The following is a 17,482-nucleotide window of genomic DNA, read 5'->3' on the forward strand; positions in this document are numbered from 1 at the left end:
TGCTGCCACTTACGGGCCGTGCGGGGACTCAAGCCAGCGGCTGCAGCCGCTGGCTTCAGACCAATCCGGGCAATTTCTTGAACCAAATGGGCTCGACCTTTGGGCGTCATTGAGGCATTCTTGTGGATGTTCATCCGGGGAGTCCTGAAGAAGTTGGGAAGTCAGAACCTCCATCTTCCTTCACCTCGGGTGAACAACCTCTTGGGAAACTACAGCTAGCCCCGGTTTCGACCGCCACGGCAGTTCTTACGAAGCCAATCTCGGCGCGAGCTGGGAACTGGATGTATTCGGAGGCGTGCGTCGTGGAAGGGAAGCGGCACTTGCCGGGTACCAGGCGTCGGAGGCCGGCGCAGCGGCCACCCGGTTGGCTGTGGCGGCACAAACCGCCGACACCTACATCATCATCCGTGGGCTGCAAACCCGCCTCGGCGTTGCCCGCCGGCAGGTGCAGACGCAGCAGGAATTGCTGTCAACCATCAACCTTCTGTATGGGAAGGGGTTGGCGGCCGAACTTCAAGTGAGGCAGGCCGAAGGTGCGCTTGCCCAGGTTCGGGCGTCCGTGCCGGTCCTTGAGGCGGGTCTGGACGTGGCCATGAACGCGCTTGACGTGATGTTGGGCTCGCCACCCGGAACCCATCAGACGGAATTGGCCAATGCCAGTGTCATTCCTGCGGCTCCGCAAATCACTGCGACAGGCTCTCCGGGTGAGCTGCTAAGGCGCCGCCCTGACCTGATTGTGGCTGAGCGCCGCCTGGCCGCATCGAATGCCCGTATCGGTGTCGCCATTGCCGAGTACTACCCCAAACTTTCTCTGAGTGGGCTGATCGGCAGCGCGACATCGTCTGGCGGCAATCTGTTCACTAGCGGCGCCAGTCAGGCCTCCGGCGTGCTGGGTTTGCGCTGGCGGCTGTTCGATTTTGGCCGCATTAACGCGCAGATCGACCAGGCCAGAGGCCAGGAAGCCGAGATGTTGGCTGCGTACCGGCTCGCCGTGCTGCGGGCAACTGAGGACGTAGAAAACTCCTTTTCGGCTCTGGTCAAGCGCGAGGAGCAGGCCGCTGTACTTGCTCAGGGAGTCGACTCTCTCGGCCGCGCACGAGCAGCTTCGTTTGCGGCGTATCAAAAAGGGGTACTCAGCTTGATCGAAGTCTTGCAGGCCGACGAAAACCTTCTACGTGCCTCCGACGCGCGAGCGCAAGCGCAAACCGAATCCGCACGCGCGGCGGTTGCGGCGTTTAAAGCGCTCGGCGGCGGTTGGCAGCCCCAGGGATCCAACGCGGTAGCAATTAGATAGCCCAACGTTTGGGAAATTGATCCATAAAACTCTGCAGAGATCGATTCATTTCCTGTTATGCCGTGCAGGGGGCAGGTTCTTGAGGCCACAGCCGCACCACCAGCGCGGCGACGCCGGCCACCGCGGCCATCACGCACACACCTTGCCAGCCGGCCTGCGCGAGCACCACGCTGCCCAGCCAGGCGCCGCTGGCCATGCCGGTGAACATGCCGATGAAGAGCACCGCATTGAGCCGGCTGCGCGCGGCGGGTTCAATGCTGTAGATGATGGTCTGGTGCGCGATCAGCGTGGCCTGCGCGCCCAGGTCAAACATCACGGCGCCCAGGGCGATGAGCCACAGCTGGTCAGGGCCCAAGGCCATGGCGATGAAAGCGGCCGCCACCAATGCCGCGCCCAGGCGCGTGACGACCTCGGGACCTTTGCTGTCGGCGATGCGGCCGGCCAGCGGCGCGGCCAGCGCACCGGCAGCGCCCGCCAAGCCGAAGGCGCCGGCCGCGCTGCTGCCCAGGTTGAAGGGCGCGGCGTGCAGCATGATGGCCAGCGTGGACCAGAAGGCGCTGAAGCCGATGCTGACCAACCCCTGGGCAATGGCCGCGCGGCGCAGCGCGCCGTGGCGCTTCCATAGCGTGGCGAGCGAACCCAGCAGCGCCAGGTAGGGCAGCTGCGTGGTCGGCACAAAGCGCGGCAGGCGCCGCCAAACGGCCAGGCCCAGCAGCGCGATGCTCACGGCTGCGGCCACGAACATGCTGCGCCAGCCGAGCTGGTCGGCCACAACACCGGCCACCACGCGCGACAGCAAGATGCCCAGCAGCAGGCCGGTCATGACCGTGCCCACGGTTTTTCCGCGCTGGGCTTCGGGGGCGAGCGTGGCGGCGGCCGGCACGATGTCTTGCGCCAGGGTGGCTGACAGGCCGATCGCGAGGCTTGCCAGCGCGAGCACCGGCACAGAGGGCGCGCTCGCGGCCAGCAGCAGCGCCAGCACCAGGGCGGCGGCCTTGCCGAGGATGATGCGCCGGCGATCATAGCGGTCGCCCAGCGGTGCGAGCAGCCCAATGCCCAGCGCGTAGCCGAGGGTGGTCAGCGTGGGCACCAGGCCGATGGCGGCGGGCGTGGCCTTGAACTCGCCGGCCAGCAGGGCCAGCATGGGCTGGCTGTAGTACAGCGAAGCCGCGGCCAGGCCTGCGCCGGTGGCGAGCAGGAGAATCACCGGGAACGGCAGACCCGGCCCGGTTTGGTCATGCGTATGGCTGCTTGAAGTCATGTGGTGAATCCTGGTTTTGAGGCAGGACGCGAGTATGCGGGGCGGGTTTTGCCCTGTGAAGACGGCTATTGGGCACAATGGTCATACGCCGTATGCATACAAGAACGGGTAATCCACATGAAAACCGCCCCAGACCGGATCGAGCTGATGCAGACCTTTGTGCGCATCGTGGAAGCAGGCAGCCTGTCTGCCGCCGCCGCGCAGATGAACGCCACGCAACCCACGGTGAGCCGGCGCCTGCAGGCGCTGGAGCGTTCGCTGGGGCTCAAGCTGCTGCAGCGTTCTACCCATGCGATGAAGCTGACCGAAGACGGCGCGCGCTGCTTTGCCCGCGCCAAGGAATTGCTGGGCAACTGGGATGCTTTCGAGGCCGACCTGCGCGGCCCGAAAGACGTGCCGGAGGGCACGCTGCGGGTGGTCGTGCCGCATGCCATCGGCCAGCAGCGGCTGGTGGGCCCGCTCGTCGACTATCTGCGGCGCCACGAGCGGGTGGCGGTGGAGTGGCTGCTGCATGACGGCATGCCCGACTTCATCACCCAGGGCATTGACTGCGCGGTGCATGTGGGCGCGGTGGAAGACCCCTCGCTGGTGGCGGTGAAGATTGCCGAGGTGCGGCGCATCGTGGTGGCCGCGCCCTCGCTGCTGCAAGGCAAGCCGCTGCCGGCGCACCCGGCTGAACTGCAGGCGCTGCCCTGGCTGGCGCTGCAGACCTTCTACCGCAACGAGGTGACGCTGATCCATCACGGCAGCAAAGACGGAGACCGCGATGAAGAGCAACGCTTTGCCATACGGCCGCGCCTGGGCACCGACAGCCTCTTTGCCCTGCGCAACGCCACGCTGCTGGGCCTGGGCGCGAGCATCGCCTCGACCTGGCTGGTGGCCGACGACGTGGCCGACGGCCGGCTGCTGCACCTGGCGCCCGAGTGGTGCGCGTCGCCTTTGCCGGTCTACCTGCTGTATCCGTATTCGAATTTTTACCCGGCCAAGCTGCGCCGCTTTGTGGAGGCTCTGCGCGAAGGGCTGCCCACGGGCATGGGCTTGCCCACGCGGGGTTCTGGCTCTTAAGGCGGCAACCGGTCCGCCATGGAGCTGCTCACGCCCGTCAACCGTAGATTGCAGTTGTTTTGATGCTCTCTTTGGGAAGGCTGCCGGCCTACAGACCCTTTTCCACCATGTCCAGCAGACGCTGGCCGATTTGCTGCATTTGCGGACCGATGACGGGCCCCAGCGGGCCGTCAATGACCAGCATGGCCAGGCCGTGCACCGCCGACCATGCGAGGAATTCGGCGCCAGGGCGGCGTTCCGGGGGCAGCACGCCGGCGTCCACCAGTTTGTCGAGCGCGGCGCCCAGCAGTTCGAACGGGTCCAGGCCGCTCTGCCCGGACCGCTCGGCATCGGCCGGGCCGCCCTGGGCCCTTTCCTTCATGTCGTCGGACGCGGCAAAGGCCGTGCGAAAGAGGCCCGTTTCGGCCTGCGCAAACCGCAGGTAGCCCGTGCCCACCGCGCGCACATTGGCGCGGGCGAATTCGGCCGGCGGCAAATCCTGCGGCAGCGCGGCCAGCTCGGCTTCCATCGCCCGGGCCACCGCCGCCAGCGCAGCGGAGCGCACGGCCCGGAGCAAAGCCTGCCGGCTGTCGAAATGCCGGTAGGCGGCATTGGGCGCCACGCCGGCGCGCCGCGTGGCCTCGCGCAACACGACCGCGTCAGGTCCGCCACCGCGCGCCAGCTCGATTCCCGCCTCCAGCAAGGCACGCCGCAGGTCGCCGTGGCGGTAGGTGCTGCGCGAGGCGGGGGGCTTGGACGGGGGCGTCATGACTTGTTACTTTTCAATGTGGACACTGTCCATTATCTTTGCTATTCTTTTGTGTACGGTGTACACAATTTGCGCAAGTTCAGCAAATTCATTCACCCGGCTCACCGTTCAACACCTGGCAAAGCAAAGACACAGTTCCAAAGGAGTAGACCGTGCAGAAAATCACCCCCTTCCTGTGGTTCGACAACCAGGCCGAGGAGGCCATGAATTTTTATACCTCCATCTTCAGGAATTCAAGGATCACCATGCTCAGACGCTATGGCGAGGAAGGCCCGGGACCGAAAGGCGCGGTGATGACCGGCACCTTCGAGCTCGAAGGCCAGCAGTTCATGGCCCTGAACGGCGGCCCGCACTTCACCTTTTCGCCGGCCATCTCGCTGTTTGTGAACTGCCAGACGCAGGAGGAGGTCGACGAGCTGTGGGACAAGCTCTCCGCAGGCGGCGCAAAAAACCAGTGCGGCTGGCTGCAGGACAAGTACGGTGTGTCGTGGCAGATCATTCCCTCCGTTCTGGGTGAGTTGCTGGGCGACAAGAACCCCGCGAAGTCCAGCGCCGTCATGAAGGCCATGCTGCAGATGCACAAGATTGACATCCAGCGCCTGAAGCAGGCCCACGAGGCAGCTTGAGGCCATGGCAAACCGGTGCTGCGCGGCCGACAGGAGATCGGGGCGCCGTCCGACGCGCCAGGCGTGTGCCTGAGAGGAATGCTTGTGAATGTGATTGAAGCGCACATACATTTAAGCGCCTTGAAGCGCCGATTCAACAACGGAAGAAACACATGCCAGTCATTTTTGAATCAAGGAGAAATCCATGACCGTCAAGCCAATGCCAGAGGGCTATCACGCCGTAACGCCGTACCTGATGATCAAGGGCGCCGCCGAGGCCATCGGGTTTTACAAACGGGCGCTTGGTGCAACTGAGCTGTTCCGTTTGGCGCAACCCGACGGTCAAATTGGACACGCCGAAATCAAGGTCGGCGACTCCATCATCATGTTGGCCGACCCTTGTGAGGAAGGTGCGTTCCGCCACCCCCGGTCGCTGGGCGGCTCGTCGGTTGGCCTGCATGTCTACGTGGACGATGTGGACGCTCAATTTGCCCAGGCCGTCAGTGCCGGAGCCAAGGCCGTCAAGCCCGTGCAAGACCAGTTTTACGGTGATCGCACGGGGACGCTGGAAGATCCATTCGGGCACATCTGGTTTCTTGCCACCCACAAGGAGGATCTCACGCCAGAGGAAATCAACCGGCGCGCCGAGGCGCTCTTCAAACAGGGCCACGCCTGACAAGGCGGTCAGGCAGGATGCACAACAAGGCGGAGCATCCCTTGCCTGTTCTGGCGGACAGCGGCATCCGCAAGCTCATTTCCATTCGCCTTCAATCCCGACACTTGAGGAGAACACCATGGCCAATCCATTCGTGCATGTAGAGCTGAACACGACCGATCTCAGCCAGGCAAAGACTTTTTACGGAAAGCTTTTTGACTGGACTTTGGAGGACATGCCGATGCCGCAAGGCACTTACACCCTGATTAAAGTGGGCGAGGGAACGGGCGGCGGAATGATGCAGCATCCCCAGCCCGGCGCCCCTTCCGCCTGGTTGCCCTATGTTGTAGTCGGCGACATCGCAGCGGCTACGCAAAAGGCCCAGTCGCTAGGCGCCACCGTTTGCAAGGAGGTCACGGAAGTCAAAGATATGGGCTGGTTCAGCATCATCATGGATCCGACAGGCGCAACGCTCGGTCTCTGGAAGCCCAAAATGTGAAAACACCGGCACCGGCGAGGCGGTCGCCTGGCCGGTTTCGCGCGACAACAAGCGCATGCAGCGGCCCCGGGAGGTGCACTGGGGCCATCCACATCAAGTACTGAAAGGAAGATCGTCATGCAAGTTCAGCCCTATTTGTTTTTTGATGGCCGCTGCGAAGAGGCCCTCGAGTTTTACCGCAAGGCGCTGGGCGCCGAGGTAAAGATGATGATGCGCTTCAAGGAAAGCCCCGAGCCGCCTGCCGCCGGTTGCGGGCCGGTTTCAGGCGAAAGCATCATGCACGCCTGCTTCCAGATCGGCGACACCGAAGTGATGGCCTCCGACGGCATGGCCGCCGCCGGCAAACCGGAGTTCAAGGGCTTTTCGCTGTCGCTGACGGCGCCCTCCGACGACGAGGCGCAGCGCCTGTTCAAGGCACTGGGCGACGGCGGGCAGGTGCAGATGCCGATGGCCAAAACCTTTTTCGCATCGTCTTTCGGCATGGTGGCCGACCGCTTCGGCGTGTCGTGGATGGTGATCAAGCCCCTCCCCATGCCCTGACATGGCCAGCGCCATGCAGCTTTATTTTTCAGACACGCTGAACCCGCGAAAGGCCTGCGCTGTCGCGAAACACCTGAAGCTGCCGGTGGAATTTATCTACGTCGAGCTGGACAAGGGCGCACACAGGACGCCGGTGTTCCGCGCGATGAACCCCAACGCCAAGGTACCCGTGCTGGTGGATGGCGGCACGACGCTGTGGGAGTCCAACACGATCATGTGCCACCTGGCGGACAAGGCCGGCTCGGACCTGTGGCCGCACGACGCGCGCCAGATCGAGGTGATGCGCTGGCTGATGTGGGACGCGACCGAGTTCGCACCGCAGGCCTCCACGTTTTATTTCGAGTACCTCATCAAGCCGCGTTTCAGCATGGGCGAGCCCGATCCGGCGGAAATCCGGAAGGCCACCGAGGGCTTTATGCGCTATGCCGCCGTGCTGGAAGGCCATCTGCGCGGGCGCAGCTACCTGGTGGGCGAGGCCCTAAGCGTGGCCGACTTTGCGGTGGCGATCACACTGCCCTACGCGCAGCAGGCCAGGCTGCCGCTAGAAGGGTTTCCGGAAATCCGGCGCTGGCACGCGCGCCTCAATGAACTGGAGGCCTGGCGCGAGCCTTTCCCCACCCTGCAGGCGGCGTAATCACGGCGTATTTCACGGCGTAGTTCAACGTCAATCATCCAGGAGAGTTTGATGAAAACAGAACCGCAAAAGGAACACCAGTGGCTGCAGCAGTTGCTGGGCGACTGGACTTATGATGCCGAGATGCAGATGGGCCCGGATCAGCCGCCGACGAAAAGCAAGGGCCAGGAAAGCGTGCGCACCCTCGGCGGCCTGTGGCTGCTGTGCGAGGGCAGCGGCACCATGCCGGGCCTGGAAGGAGTCGGCACCACGCTGATGACGCTGGGCTACGACACGCAAAAGCAGGCGTTCGTCGGCAGCTGGGTCGGCTCGATGATGGCCAACATGTGGATCTACCGGGGCCAGCTCGACCCTACGCAAAAAGTGCTGACGCTCGACACCGAGGGACCGAGCTTTGCCGGCGACGGCAAGCTGGCCAGGTACCAGGACGTGATCACCCTCAAAAACAGCCAGGAGCGCGAGCTGAGCTCCCAGGTGCTGCAAGGCGACGGGACATGGAAGCGCTTCATGACGGCAAGCTACCGGCGCGTGAAGTAGCGCCTGGAGACCGGCAGGCGGCTGCGAGGAGCGGTTGAAAGACGGCGGGGCAGCCTTAGTTGTATTCTTTGCATTCCAGACTGAAAGGCCGCTCATGTCCAGCCCCATTCTCCACCTCAAGCCCCTCGGTTTTCCGTGGGAAACCATAGACCCCTTCCTTTTCTGCGCCTACCACGACGACGCCTACCCCGAGGCGAATGCGCAGATGGGCCCGGCCAGCTCGCTGGCGGGCCGCGACATCGGACAGGACTTCAGCCGCAAGGACGGCTGGAGCATGTACCACGGCAGCACGGTGCCGGGCTTCCCGCCGCATCCGCACCGCGGCTTTGAAACCGTGACCATCGTGCGCAAGGGCCTGATTGACCACTCCGATTCGCTGGGCGCCACGGCGCGCTTCGGCCAGGGCGACGTGCAGTGGCTCACGGCCGGCCGGGGCGTGGTGCATTCCGAGATGTTCCCGCTGCTCAACCAGGACGGCCCCAACCCGCTGGAGCTGTTCCAGATCTGGCTGAACCTGCCGGCGCGCAGCAAGATGTCGGACCCGCACTTCACCATGTTCTGGTCGCAGGACATTCCGCGCCTGACCGCCACCGATGCCGGAGGCCATCGCACCGAAGTGGCCGTGATCGCCGGGCGGCTGGGACAGGAGGGCAGCGCCGCGGCTGCACCGCTGGCGCCGCCGCCCGACTCATGGGCCGCGCAAACCGACGCCGACGTGGCGATCTGGACGATTCGCGTGGCGCCCGGTGGGCACTGGACGCTGCCCGCCGCGACCGGACAGGGCACGCGGCGCAGCCTGTATTTCTTCAAGGGCGCGCGGGTGTCTGTGGCCGGGCAGCCCATTGCCGACCATGCGGCGCTCGAATTGCGCGCGACCGCTCCCGTCGAACTGATCAACGGCGGCAGCGAGGCGGCCGAGTTTTTGCTGCTGCAGGGCAAGCCCATCGGTGAGCCGGTGGCGCAGTACGGCCCGTTTGTGATGAACACGCAGGCCGAGATTGCGCAAACCCTGGACGACTACCGGCGCACGCAGTTCGGTGGCTGGTCGTTTGCCGACGACGCGCCGGTGCATGGCCGCGACCCGGCGCGCTTTGCGAACCACCCGGGCCGACGCGAAGAGCGGCCAACGAGCGGTGACGATCACGCTGCAGCCCATGCCGCAGACGACGACGTCGACGTCGAGTAAAGCGCCCACGGAACCTCGGCAAACAAGAGGCCAGGAGCGGGCAATCGCCAGTAAGCGATTGAGCACGGCGCACCAAAGGATTGCCGGTCTGGTCCGTTATAAAACCATGCCGGCCCTGATCCACTCCAGCACGGACCCATGCCTGGGCTTCCAGGCCAGTTCATTTCGGGCGCGCCTGGACGACACGCGGCTATTGGAACCGAGCGAATAGCTCGCCCGGCCGGCACCCCATTCCCTGATGGCCTCTTCAATGGGCCACCCCTGGGGTGCGCCGAGTCCCAGGCGTTCCGCGATGGCCGCCGTGATCTGCGCGTACGAGGCCTCGCCGTTCTCCGCATAGTAAAACGAGCCCGCCGGGGCGTGACTCAAGGCGAGGAGGTACAGCTCGCTCACATCCTCGATGTGCACGTTCGACCAGATGTTCAGGCCGTGCCCCACATGGCGTGCGATACCGCTTTGACGCGCCTGCGCCAGCAACAGTGGAATTTGAGCACTGTGTGGCTTGAGTCCAAGGCCATGGCCATAGATCATGCTGTTGCACAGGACGATGGAGCGCAAGCCGCGTTCGGTCGCGGCCCTGATGACCTGTTGGTCCAGCGCTGCGCGCTGCGCCTTCCCGGGGACTGGCGTAACAGGGGTGTCTTCGTCGTAGACCGTCCCGCCAGCCCATTCGCCGTTCGCGTTGTCGGCAACCACGCTGGTGCCGCTGGTGTGAATGAAGGTCTTCCCGGTGCCGGAAAGCACATCAATAAAGGTTTCAACGGCAGCCAGGTCATCCGAGCTGGCTGCATTGATAACGGCATCCGCCGAGCGCGCCTCGCGTCTTAATATTGCGCCGTCAGCGAGCTCTCCCAGGACAGGCTTGATGCCCAGTTCAGCAATCCGCGCAGCCTGGGCTTCGGTCCGCACCAGTCCACGCACCGTGTGGCCAGCGGCCACCAGGCGCACGGCGATGGAGCCACCAATAAATCCGGTGGACCCGGTGATAAATACATTCATGGGAGGCTTGGGAGTAATGGCATTTGACATGGGTGCTTACCGGAACCAGGTGGCCGGCACCATCACCAGCTGAGGGAACAGGACGAACAAAAACATCAGCACGGTCAGCGACAGCAGGAAAGGCCAGACGCCCTTGATGACGCTGTCCAGACTGCAGCGGGAAACCCCCGCCACCACATTCAAGACCGTGCCGACAGGCGGGGTGAGCAGGCCAATCGCGTTATTCATGATGAACATCACGCCGAAGTACACCGGGTCGATACCAGCCTTGGTGATCACCGGCATCAGGATGGGGGTCAGGATGAGCACCGTGGGCATCAGGTCGAGCGCGGTTCCCACAATGATGACCAGGATCATGATCACGAACATCAGCAGGATCTTGTTGTCCATGAAAGGTGTCAGCAAATCCGTGACTTGCGCAGGAATGTTGGCAATGGTGATGAGCCAGGCCGAGACCAGGGCGCATGCGACCAAAAACATGACCGTGCTGGAGGTTTTCATCGCGACGAGCATCAGGTGGGGCAGCTGGGGCAGCTTGAGCTCCCGGTAGACCAGCGTGCCAACCAGGAACGCGTACACGACGGCCACCACGGCAGCTTCCGTCGGCGTGAAGACTCCGATCTTCATGCCGCCAATGATGACCACCGGCAATATCAGCGCCCAGACGCCATCGGCCAGTGCCCGGCCCAGTGCCGGCAGGCTGAAAACACGGGTCGGTACCGTCGATTCTTTTTTKGCGCACACCCACCACGTGGCCGCCAGCGTGAGCGCCATCATGAGGCCGGGGAAGATGCCGGCCAGGAACAGCTTGGTGATCGAGATTTGCGCCATCACGCCGAAGATGACGAAGGCGATGGAGGGAGGAATCACCGGTGCAATGATGCCGCCCGCGGCAATCAGTCCGGCCGAGCGCGGCACGTTGTACCCCGCGTTGCGCATCATGGGGATGAGCAGTGCAGCCACAGCGGCAGAGTCTGCGACCGCAGAGCCGGAAATGCTCGCGACCACCGTCGCGGCAATCAAGGCTACGTAGCCCAGGCCGCCGCGCACATGCCCGATCAGGGAGTCGGCAACGTGCACGATGCGCTTGGACAGTCCGCCTGCATTCATGAGCTCGCCGGCCAGCATGAAAAAGGGCACGGCCATGAGCGGGTAGTTGTTGACGCCCTCGAGCAGGTTGAGCACCAGAATTTGCGAATCGAAGTTGTCCAGGTGAAACATCAATGCGACACCACACACCAGCAGTGCGAACGCAATGGGCATGCCCAGCGCCATGGCGCCAAGCAGAGAGAATATGAAGACTGCGATGGTCATATAGGGTTTTCTATTTCATTCGCCCGAAGAACCGCTATGCGGCACTAGTTCGTCCTTCGGCATGCGCCCGGAAACCTGCCGCCAGAGCGAGTAGGCGAACACGATCGCCATCCCGACGCTGCTGATCAGCACAGACGAGTACACCAATCCCATGGGGATGCCCGTGACGGCGGCGTGATCGTCCATGGTGATCACCACCTGCTTCCAGCCGCCATACACCAGCAGGCAGCAGCAGGCCAGGGACAGCACATCCGCAGAAAAGCGGCAGATACGCTGGCCTCTTTCATTCAGACGATCGATCAGGGTGGAGACACCGAGGTGCGCATGATCCTTCATCACCATCAGTGCGCCGATCAGGGTGAGCCAGATGAAGAGAAAGCGCGAAACCTCCTCGGAAAAAGCAATCCCCGAGCTGAACGCGTAACGCAATACGACATTGCCGAATACAAGCACGATCATCGCGGTGAACATGGCGACCATCAACCAATTGGCACTGGTTCTCAAGATATTGTTGAACATGCCTGTCTCCTTTAGTTTTTGTCGAGCCCTGTGAAATCCGGTATCCGGTAGAAACGCCTGGCGTTGTCATGCCAAATGGCGCTTTGTGCGGTCTCACTCAAATCTTTTAAGGCACCGGCTATGGTGTCCACCAGTTCCGGCAGGCCGATGCGCAGCCCGGCGACCGGCATGTTGCTGGCGAACATGCAGCGCTGCCAACCGAAAATGGCAATGGTGTCGCGTATCACGGCGGTGTTTTCATCGGCGTTCCACGGCGCGTTTCGCAGGCCGAATTCAGAGAGCTTGACGTACACTTGGTCGTGGCGTGCCAGCGCCTCCATGCCTTTGCGCCAATGGGCCAAGCCCGCCTCGGAACGATCCCAGGGCAAGCCTGCGTGCTCCAGCACCACCGAAATGCCGGGCAGTTGCTGGACGACTGCAGCGGCCTCTTCCAGATGCCAGAACGGCACCCGCAGGTCCCACGACAAGCCGTGCTTTTCCAGCAAGGCCAGACCTGCCAGCCATTGCTCATCCTGCAGTGATCCGGGCTGGCCGCGCACGGACCCGTTGGCAGTTGCACTGGTGAGCGGCTTGCAGCGAATGCCGCGTACCAGGGCATAGGCCGCTTGCTGCGCGAGCTGTTCATCAGCTTCGGGCGATGCGAAGTCGACATGGGCCACCACGGCGTTCGGAAAGCCGTGGGCTGCATGGATCTCATGCAACCACGCCGTCTCGGCCAGCGACTCCTTGCGGTCGCGCTCGGCTTCCACATGCACCGTTGCCGCCAGCGGCAGGCCTTGCCAGATGCTTCGGTACTCTGCCGGACCGAAGTTCCGGCGGATCGGCTCGTAGTCACCCAGGTGGAAGGCGGCAGGGTTGTAGTCCTGCTGCAGCCAGGGGTACCCGCCGCGGCTGAGGTCCCACAGGTGGTGGTGCGCATCCACGATGGCGGCTGGACGGATTCCCATGGCGGATGGCACCTTGGGCTCAGCGCTGAAGATCGATCGCCTTGAGAACAGCGTCGCCGTTCTTTTCGACATACATCTTGCGAACTTCGTCCTTGACCACGGCACGGATGCCGGCGATGTCGGGGCTTTCGTTCACCTGCATGCCCTTGGCGCGCAACTGGGCAATGGCCGCTGTTTCGTTCTCGGCGTTCATCTTGCGCTGCAGGACCGCAGCGCTGGCAGATTCCTCGAGTAACACTTTCTGGAACTCAGGCTTGAGCGCATCGAATTTCGCCTTGTTCATGACAACGACGAGGGCGGTGTAGGCATGGCGGGTCAGCGACAGGTACTTTTGCACCTCGTACATCTTGGAGGAAACCATCAGCACCGGTGGATTCTCGTTGCCATCCACGGCGCCGGATTCAAGCGCCGAAAACACCTCGGCAAAAGGCATCGGTTGCGGGCTGGCACCAAGCAACTGAAAGGCCTTCAGATGAGAAGGATTTGGCGTGGTTCGGATCTTCAACCCCTTGATGTCCTCGGCCTTCGAGACCTGGCGTTTGTTGTTGGCCAGGCTGCGAAAGCCTATCTCCCAGAATGCCAGGCCTTTCAGCTGGTGTGCACCCAGGTCGTCGAGCAGGGATCGGCCTGTGGGGCCGTCCAGCACGCGGTAGAGCTGCTGCGCATCGGTGAATTGATAGGGCAAATCCAGCACATTGAGCCGGGGCGCCAGGCCCGTGAAGAAAGGGTTTCCGGTGGCGCCTATGTCGATCGTGCCGCTGCGGACGCTGTTGATCAAGGTGGAATCGTTGCCGAGCTGGCTGTTGGCGAAAACCTGAATCTCGACACCCCCCTGGGTGCGTTCCTTGACGCGCTTGCTGAATTCCAGCGCGGCAAGATGCTGTGAATCGTTCGCCGGCAGCGTATGGCCGAAACGCAGCTTGACGGGCGCAGTCTGCGCGGTGGCAAGGCCGGCAGTCGCGGCGAGAAGCAGGACGATGGATGTCAAAAACAAGCGCGTTTTCATGAGAAGTCTCCTTTATGTTTACGAAGGCAGCGGGAGGTCCCGCATGCTCCGGTTCGACGGCAATCAGTAGGTGGTCAATACGCCATCAGTGTATGAAGCACCCGAATGAGTCACAAGCGACATTTAGTCGTCCTGCGCCCTAGAAAAGCTCATCCCCTTCGGCCGCCTACAGGGAGGCCCGAAGCATGGCGTCGTAGTCAGCCGGGGTCGCCAGACGGGGGTTGGTCTTGTGGCAGTGGTCCTTCAGCGCGCCTTCAATGACCTTCGGGAAGATATCCGGCGAAACGTCCAGTTGGCGCAGGCCCGTCGGAAGTCCCAGCCGTGCATTCATCGACAAAATCGCCGGGCCCAGCGCCTTCGGATCGGAAACATCCATTGCCTGCGCCATGCGCTCCAGGCGCTGCTCGTTCTGCACCGACTCTGCCACGGCGTTGAACGCTATGACGGCCGGCAAAAAAATGGCATTCAGGGTTCCGTGGTGGAGCCGCGGGCTCAGGCCGCCGAGCGAGTGGCTGAGGCTGTGCACACAACCCAGGCCCTTCTGAAATGCCAGGGCGCCCTGCATCGAGGCGCTCATCATGTTCAGCCGGGCTTCGCGATCCTGGGGGGACGCGGTGGCGCGTTCGATGTGCCTCCACGCACGGCGCAAGCCGTCCAGTGCAATTCCGTCGGCCGGCGGGTTGAAGGCGGGCGCCATGAAGGTCTCCATGCAATGGGCAATCGCATCCATGCCGGTGGCCGCGGTCAGCAAAGGCGGCAAGCCAAAAGTCAGCTCGGGGTCGCAGATCGCCACCCGGGGTATCAGGTAGGGCGAGAGCACGCCAACCTTGCGGCCGTCGTCCAGGATCAGCACCGCACCGCGCCCGACTTCGCTGCCTGTGCCGGCGGTCGTCGGAATGGCGATGACGGGCGCCGTCTTCGCCGTGATCCTGGCAACGCCGCCCTCGATCGCCGCGAACATCCGCAGTTCCCCCTCGTGCGTCGCGCACACGGCCACCCCTTTGGCCAGGTCAATGGGTGACCCACCGCCAATGGCAATGATGCCGTCGCAGTCATGCGCGACATACAGCGCGACCGCCTGCCGCATGGCGGCTTCTGTCGGGTTGGATGGCGTCTTGTCGAAGACGACAGCCTCCTTGCCATTCGCAAGATGGGACAGGACACGGTCGACGATGCCGGCGGCGCGCACACCGGCATCCGTGACGATGAGGGGTCTCTTGACACCGATCCGGTCGCACTCGCGCTGCAGGAGCTGGACCGCGCCAAAGTCGATTTCGATTTGGGTAACGTAGTTGATGGTGGCCATGGGATCCCCGATGTTGAACTGGAACTTGTGAAGCAAACGCCGCATGCAATGCAGCCGTTTCGCGGCAACTGAAGCTGTTGGCCAGCTTGCAGTGCGCGTATTCTGGGAGTACTTCCCTCCACCTGCAAGGCACATTTTCTTGACGAGTGATCAAGAAATTTTCATGCGCTGGGGCCGCGAGTTTTTCTTGAAGCCATGCAGAAAATTTCTCGCTTGGTGCCATCACCGTTGAAACCTAGACTCTGCTCCTCATGCAAGGCAAGCAGCGCAAACCCCGTTTGCACCTTGCGCAGATTTGAAGTTTCTACAGAACGGGACCTATGCCAACACCAGTACTCATTGATCGAAAGGAGAGCGTCGCGACGGTCACGCTCAACAACGCGGCCAAGCTCAACGCCATGAACCGTGACATGTGGCTGGGTCTGGAGGCGGCTGTCAAAACGCTGTCGGCTGACGACGATGTGCGCTGCATCATCCTTCGCGGCGCCGGTGACCAGGCTTTCTCGGCGGGCGCCGACATCGAGGAGTTTCCCCGCGCGCGGCTCAACGGAACGCAGGCACGCGCCTATGCCCATGTCACCGAAGCCGCGATGCAGGCGATCGCCACTTGCCGCCACCCGACGCTGGCGATGATCCAGGGCGCCTGCGTGGGGGGCGGCCTCGAGATCGCCTCGGTCTGCGACATGCGCATCTGCGGCGTATCCAGCCGCTTTGGCGTGCCGGTCAGCCGGCTCGGCCTGGTGATGTCTTACGGTGAACTGGGCGGCCTGGTGTCACTGGTCGGTGCCAGCACCGCGCTGGAGATCCTGCTGGAAGGCCGGGTGTTCGGTGCAAAGGAGGCGCTCGACAAGCGCCTCGTGAACAAGGTGGTTGAAGACGCCGAGGTGCCGGCTGAAGTGGAGGCCATCGCCCGGCGCGTCAGCCACGGCGCTCCGCTCGTCGCGCAATGGCACAAGAAATTCATTCGCCGGCTGGCGGATCCGGCGCCGCTGACCGAAGCGGACCGGGACGAGGCCTACGCGTGCTTCGACACGGAAGACTTTCGCGCCGGCTATCAGGCATTCATCAACAAGACCCGACCGGTCTTCAAGGGGAAGTGACATGGGACCGTTGCAAGGAATGAAGGTCATCGAGCTGGCCCACATCATGTCGGGCCCGATTTGCGGGCTGATGCTCGCCGACATGGGTGCACAGGTCATCAAGGTCGAAAAAGTCCCCGGAGGCGATGACGCCAGGCGCTTCGCGCCTGTCCTGCCGTGCGGTGAGTCGGCGGCCTTCATGATCGTCAATCGCAACAAGCGGGGCATCGGCCTGAACCTGAAGACCGCAGGTGGCAAGGCGGTTCTGCTCAAGCTCCTGAAAGATGCGGACGTCGTGACCGAGAACTACCGCACCGGCACCATGGAAAAACTCGGGCTGGGGTATGAAACGCTGCGCGAGATCAACCCGGCGCTGATCTACTGCTCGATCTCCGGCTTTGGCCGCACAGGCCCCATGGCCGAGAGCGCCGGCTTCGACCTGGTGGCGCAGGGCATGAGCGGGCTGATGAGCATGACGGGCGAGGAAGGCCAGGCGCCCATCAAGGCCGGCTCACCCGTGGCCGACATCAATGCCGGGATTCTGGCGGCACTCGGCATCGCGGCCGCCTATGCCCAAAGGCTGCGCACCGGCCTGGGCCAGAGCGTGGACACCTCGCTGTTCGAGGCCAGCCTGCACCAGATGTACTGGCCGGTGGCGAGTTACTTCACCGACGGGACCGTGCTGCCCAAGATGGGCTCGGCCAACGCAACCAGTTCACCCTACCAGGCTTTCCGCTCCAAGGATGGCTGGATCAACATCGGTGCGGCCAACCAGAGCAACTACGAACGCCTGCTCGAGGTGCTGGACGCACCGGCCCTGGCATCTGATCCGCGCTTCGCCACCAATGCCGGCCGCATGGAGCACCGGCCGGAACTGGTCCGCCTGCTGACGGAGCAATTGACCCGGCGAACCACCGCGGAATGGATGGCGCTGTTCGACCGCGTCGGGCTGCCGGCCGGCCCCATTCTCGGCATCGCCGAGGCAGTCGCCCATCCCCAGACGATAGAGCGCGGAATGATCGTGGAGACCCGGCATCCCACCGCCGGCAGTGTGAAAGGGCTGGGCCTGCCCATCACGTTTTCAAAAGGGCGGGACAACAGCGGCCGGCCCGCCCCTCGCCTGGGCGAACACACCGTCGAAGTGCTGCGCGAGTTCGCATTTTCCGATGAGGACATCCGCACGCTGCGCCAGGAGGGCGCGATCTTCGCCATGGAGTGAACGCTCCGCCCCCTGCATGAAAGAGTTTTTGTTCATGAGTTCCGGCGCAAGTTGCGCCAACCCTTCAAC

Annotated in this window: 19 protein-coding genes and 1 pseudogene; 11 read left to right on the top strand and 9 right to left on the bottom strand. The window is 63.3% G+C overall.

Annotated features, from left to right (window positions below; translation table 11 throughout):
* Positions 1 to 134: leucine zipper domain-containing protein (locus tag AC1DUB_RS13630; protein WP_477730057.1), on the bottom strand; the 134-nt coding region annotated here is incomplete at its 3' end.
* Positions 135 to 214: 80 nt separating this feature from the next.
* Here AC1DUB_RS13630 and AC1DUB_RS13635 point away from each other — a divergent pair.
* Positions 215 to 1,294, top strand: a pseudogene (locus tag AC1DUB_RS13635) (TolC family protein); the annotation flags it as partial.
* A 55-nt stretch (positions 1,295 to 1,349) separates the two neighbouring features.
* On the opposite strand, the gene AC1DUB_RS13640 reads toward AC1DUB_RS13635, so the two are convergent.
* Positions 1,350 to 2,555 (bottom strand): MFS transporter, encoded by a 1,206-nt coding sequence (locus AC1DUB_RS13640; protein ID WP_477729938.1) that lies wholly within the window; start codon positions 2,553 to 2,555, stop codon positions 1,350 to 1,352.
* Between the two features lie 117 nt (positions 2,556 to 2,672).
* Between AC1DUB_RS13640 and AC1DUB_RS13645 the strand changes: the two genes are divergently transcribed.
* A complete protein-coding gene (locus AC1DUB_RS13645; protein WP_477729939.1) occupies positions 2,673 to 3,620 on the top strand; it encodes a LysR family transcriptional regulator in 948 nt (315 codons plus the stop codon).
* An 88-nt stretch (positions 3,621 to 3,708) separates the two neighbouring features.
* On the opposite strand, the gene AC1DUB_RS13650 is transcribed toward AC1DUB_RS13645, so the two are convergent.
* Positions 3,709 to 4,368, bottom strand: coding sequence for a TetR/AcrR family transcriptional regulator (locus tag AC1DUB_RS13650; protein ID WP_477729940.1), 660 nt, complete (start codon positions 4,366 to 4,368; stop codon positions 3,709 to 3,711).
* A gap of 152 nt (positions 4,369 to 4,520) precedes the next feature.
* Between AC1DUB_RS13650 and AC1DUB_RS13655 the strand changes: the two genes are divergently transcribed.
* The 7 genes from AC1DUB_RS13655 (at position 4,521) to AC1DUB_RS13685 (ending at position 9,024) form a co-directional block, all read left to right on the top strand.
* Entirely contained in the window at positions 4,521 to 4,994 is a 474-nt protein-coding gene (locus AC1DUB_RS13655; protein ID WP_477729941.1) for a VOC family protein, read from the top strand.
* Between the two features lie 184 nt (positions 4,995 to 5,178).
* Complete coding sequence (locus tag AC1DUB_RS13660; RefSeq protein WP_477729942.1) at positions 5,179 to 5,649, top strand: VOC family protein; 471 nt, start codon at positions 5,179 to 5,181, stop codon at positions 5,647 to 5,649.
* Positions 5,650 to 5,767: 118 nt separating this feature from the next.
* Complete coding sequence (locus AC1DUB_RS13665) at positions 5,768 to 6,127, top strand: VOC family protein (protein ID WP_477729943.1); 360 nt, start codon at positions 5,768 to 5,770, stop codon at positions 6,125 to 6,127.
* A 117-nt stretch (positions 6,128 to 6,244) separates the two neighbouring features.
* Positions 6,245 to 6,667: a VOC family protein gene (locus AC1DUB_RS13670; RefSeq protein WP_477729944.1), complete on the top strand. Its 423-nt coding sequence runs from the start codon at positions 6,245 to 6,247 to the stop codon at positions 6,665 to 6,667.
* Between the two features lie 13 nt (positions 6,668 to 6,680).
* A complete protein-coding gene (locus AC1DUB_RS13675) occupies positions 6,681 to 7,301 on the top strand; it encodes a glutathione S-transferase family protein (protein ID WP_477729945.1) in 621 nt (206 codons plus the stop codon).
* Between the two features lie 51 nt (positions 7,302 to 7,352).
* The gene (locus AC1DUB_RS13680; RefSeq protein WP_477729946.1) at positions 7,353 to 7,838 is read left to right on the top strand and encodes a DUF1579 domain-containing protein; all 486 of its coding nucleotides are present in this window, start codon (positions 7,353 to 7,355) and stop codon (positions 7,836 to 7,838) included.
* A gap of 94 nt (positions 7,839 to 7,932) precedes the next feature.
* Positions 7,933 to 9,024, top strand: coding sequence for a pirin family protein (locus tag AC1DUB_RS13685; protein WP_477729947.1), 1,092 nt, complete (start codon positions 7,933 to 7,935; stop codon positions 9,022 to 9,024).
* A 96-nt stretch (positions 9,025 to 9,120) separates the two neighbouring features.
* On the opposite strand, the gene AC1DUB_RS13690 is transcribed toward AC1DUB_RS13685, so the two are convergent.
* From AC1DUB_RS13690 to AC1DUB_RS13715, 6 genes are all read right to left on the bottom strand, one after another.
* Positions 9,121 to 10,023, bottom strand: a complete 903-nt coding sequence (locus tag AC1DUB_RS13690; RefSeq protein ID WP_477729948.1) for an NAD-dependent epimerase/dehydratase family protein — start codon at positions 10,021 to 10,023, stop codon at positions 9,121 to 9,123.
* A gap of 36 nt (positions 10,024 to 10,059) precedes the next feature.
* On the bottom strand, positions 10,060 to 11,337 hold the full coding sequence (locus AC1DUB_RS13695) for a TRAP transporter large permease subunit (protein ID WP_477729949.1): 1,278 nt from the start codon (positions 11,335 to 11,337) through the stop codon (positions 10,060 to 10,062).
* Positions 11,338 to 11,352: 15 nt separating this feature from the next.
* On the bottom strand, positions 11,353 to 11,856 hold the full coding sequence (locus tag AC1DUB_RS13700) for a TRAP transporter small permease (RefSeq protein WP_477729950.1): 504 nt from the start codon (positions 11,854 to 11,856) through the stop codon (positions 11,353 to 11,355).
* Positions 11,857 to 11,867: 11 nt separating this feature from the next.
* The gene (locus tag AC1DUB_RS13705) at positions 11,868 to 12,803 is read right to left on the bottom strand and encodes an amidohydrolase family protein (RefSeq protein WP_477729951.1); all 936 of its coding nucleotides are present in this window, start codon (positions 12,801 to 12,803) and stop codon (positions 11,868 to 11,870) included.
* Between the two features lie 19 nt (positions 12,804 to 12,822).
* Positions 12,823 to 13,809, bottom strand: coding sequence for a TRAP transporter substrate-binding protein (locus tag AC1DUB_RS13710; RefSeq protein WP_477729952.1), 987 nt, complete (start codon positions 13,807 to 13,809; stop codon positions 12,823 to 12,825).
* Positions 13,810 to 13,975: 166 nt separating this feature from the next.
* The gene (locus AC1DUB_RS13715; protein WP_477730058.1) at positions 13,976 to 15,115 is read right to left on the bottom strand and encodes an iron-containing alcohol dehydrogenase; all 1,140 of its coding nucleotides are present in this window, start codon (positions 15,113 to 15,115) and stop codon (positions 13,976 to 13,978) included.
* 320 nt (positions 15,116 to 15,435) lie between these two features.
* Here AC1DUB_RS13715 and AC1DUB_RS13720 point away from each other — a divergent pair, with 320 nt between their 5' ends.
* Both AC1DUB_RS13720 and AC1DUB_RS13725 read left to right on the top strand, forming a co-directional pair.
* Positions 15,436 to 16,215: an enoyl-CoA hydratase-related protein gene (locus tag AC1DUB_RS13720; RefSeq protein ID WP_477729953.1), complete on the top strand. Its 780-nt coding sequence runs from the start codon at positions 15,436 to 15,438 to the stop codon at positions 16,213 to 16,215.
* Between the two features lies 1 nt (position 16,216).
* The gene (locus AC1DUB_RS13725; protein ID WP_477729954.1) at positions 16,217 to 17,413 is read left to right on the top strand and encodes a CaiB/BaiF CoA transferase family protein; all 1,197 of its coding nucleotides are present in this window, start codon (positions 16,217 to 16,219) and stop codon (positions 17,411 to 17,413) included.
* Positions 17,414 to 17,482: the final 69 nt, after the last annotated feature.

The organism is Polaromonas sp. P4_F9 (assembly GCF_056401235.1).